2 protein-coding genes are annotated in these 2,533 nt (G+C 65.2%); both read left to right on the forward strand.

Annotated elements, in window-relative coordinates; translation table 11 throughout:
* Nucleotides 1-1,017 (forward strand): sugar phosphate isomerase/epimerase (locus tag RTP54_RS31025; RefSeq protein WP_312367906.1); only part of this gene is annotated, 1,017 nt, incomplete at its 5' end.
* A gap of 330 nt (nucleotides 1,018-1,347) precedes the next feature.
* Nucleotides 1,348-2,529: a Gfo/Idh/MocA family oxidoreductase gene (locus tag RTP54_RS31030; RefSeq protein ID WP_312367907.1), complete on the forward strand. Its 1,182-nt coding sequence runs from the start codon at nucleotides 1,348-1,350 to the stop codon at nucleotides 2,527-2,529.
* Nucleotides 2,530-2,533: the final 4 nt, after the last annotated feature.

Below are 2,533 nucleotides of genomic sequence, written 5' to 3' on the forward strand. Positions count from 1 at the left end.
CAGTTTGCGGGGGATGCGGCGCCGTTCAACTCGTTTGCGTCGATTGTGAAATGGGCAGCGGACTGCGGCTATAAGGGCGTGCAGGTGCCAAGCTGGGATGGCCGGCTGATCGATTTGCGGAAGGCGGCGACGTCTAAAACCTATTGCGACGAGCTCCAGGGCATTGCCCGCGACAACGGTGTCGAGATCACCGAGCTTTCGACCCATCTGCAGGGCCAGCTGGTCGCCACCCATCCCGCCTATGACGAGGTGTTCGACGGTTTTGCCGTGCCGGAAGTGCGCGGCAATCCGAAAGCGCGGCAAGAGTGGGCGGTCGAGCAGGTGAAGCTGGCGCTGACGGCCTCGAAGAACCTGGGGCTCGATGCGATGGCGAGCTTTTCCGGCGCGCTCGCCTGGCCGTTCGTCTATCCCTGGCCGCAGCGGCCGGCCGGCCTGGTCGAGACCGCGTTTGACGAGCTGGCGAAGCGCTGGCGGCCGATCCTCGACCATGCCGAGGATTGCGGCGTCGACATCTGCTACGAGATCCATCCGGGCGAGGATCTGCACGACGGCATCACCTACGAGATGTTCCTGGAGCGCACCGGCAACCATGCCCGCGCCAACATGCTCTACGATCCCTCGCATTATGTGCTGCAATGCCTCGACTATCTCGACAACATCGACATCTACAAGGATCGCATCCGGATGTTCCACGTCAAGGATGCCGAGTTCAACCCGTCCGGTCGCCAGGGCGTCTATGGCGGCTATCAAAGCTGGGTCAACCGGGCCGGGCGCTTCCGCTCGCTCGGCGACGGCCAGGTCGATTTCGGCGCGGTGTTTTCCAAGATGGCGGCCAATGATTTTGCCGGCTGGGCGGTGGTGGAATGGGAGTGCTGCCTGAAACATCCCGAAGACGGCGCGCGCGAGGGTGCAGACTTCGTCAAGCACCACATCATCCGCGTCACCGACAAGGCGTTCGACGACTTTGCCGACGGTGGCACCGACGAGGCTTCCAACCGGCGACTGCTGGGGATCTGAGGTAGGCGGCAGGAGCCCGGGATCGCGGCGAGCGCAGAGCTTGCCGCCTCCGTCAGTCGGGACCCCGGGGCCGGCCGATGTCATGGCGCAAGCGGCGGCCCCTCACCCTAGCCCTCTCCCCGCAGGCGGGGAGGGGGGACGTGCCCCGCGATGTGGCACAGGAGGTGACGGCTTTGAGGGAAGCACAGGCGGTGCCGCAATCGCCCTTCTCCCCGTCTTGCGGGGAGAAGGTGCCGGCAGGCGGATGAGGGGCCACGTCCACGATCTGGGCAGCTTCGCTGCACGACACGACCGAAACACGACGACGAAACGATACGAGGAGACAGGACGATGGCAATCGAGGGAACGAGCGAGAAACGCGAGCGGCGGATAAGGCTCGGCATGGTCGGCGGCGGCTCGGGCGCCTTCATTGGCGCGGTGCACCGGATCGCAGCCCGGCTCGACGATCACTACGAGCTGGTGGCCGGTGCGCTGTCGTCGACGCCGGAGAAGGCTGAAAGCTCGGGCCGCGAACTCGGGCTCGATCCGTCGCGGGTCTATTCCGACTTCAAGCAGATGGCGATCCGCGAGGCCAAGCTGAAGGACGGCATCGAGGCGGTGGCGATCGTCACCCCCAACCATGTGCACTATGACGCGGCCAAGGAGTTTTTAAAGCGCGGCATCCATGTGATCTGCGACAAGCCGCTGACCTCGACGCTGTCGGACGCGAAGAAGCTGAAGAAGGCGGCCGACGACAGCGATGCGCTGTTCGTGCTCACCCACAACTACACCGGCTATCCGATGGTGCGCCAGGCGCGCGAAATGGTCGAGAACGGCGACATCGGCGCCGTCAGGCTGGTGCAGATGGAATATCCGCAGGACTGGCTGACGGAAAATATCGAGCAGTCGGGGCAGAAGCAGGCGGCCTGGCGCACCGATCCGGCCCGCTCCGGCGCTGGCGGCTCGACCGGCGATATCGGCACGCATGCCTATAATCTCGGCGCCTTCGTCTCCGGGCTTGAGCTGGAGGAGCTCGCCGCCGACCTCGACAGTTTTGTCGAAGGCCGTCAGCTCGACGACAACGCCCATGTGATGATGCGCTTCAAGGCGAAGAACGGCGAGCGCGCCAAGGGGCTGCTCTGGTGCAGCCAGGTGGCGCCGGGCCATGAGAACGGGCTGATGGTCCGGGTCTACGGCACCAAGGGCGGGCTCGAATGGACGCAGAAGGACCCGAACTATCTCTGGTACACGCCATTCGGCGAGCCGAAGCGGCTGATCACAAGGGCGGGTGCGGGCTCGGGGCCAGCCGCCGCCCGCGTCAGCCGCATTCCCTCGGGCCATCCGGAAGGCTATCTCGAAGGCTTTGCCAACATCTACACAGAGGCGGCCCGCGCCATCTTCGCCAAGCGCCGCGGCGAGGCCGTCGACCCCGCCGTCACCTACCCGACCATCGACGACGGCACGAAGGGCATGGCCTTCGTCGATGCCTGCGTCCAGTCGTCAAAACGAAACGGGGCATGGGTAAAGCTGTAGACGG

Source organism: Ensifer sp., from assembly GCF_031989085.1.
GTDB lineage: Bacteria > Pseudomonadota > Alphaproteobacteria > Rhizobiales > Rhizobiaceae > Ensifer.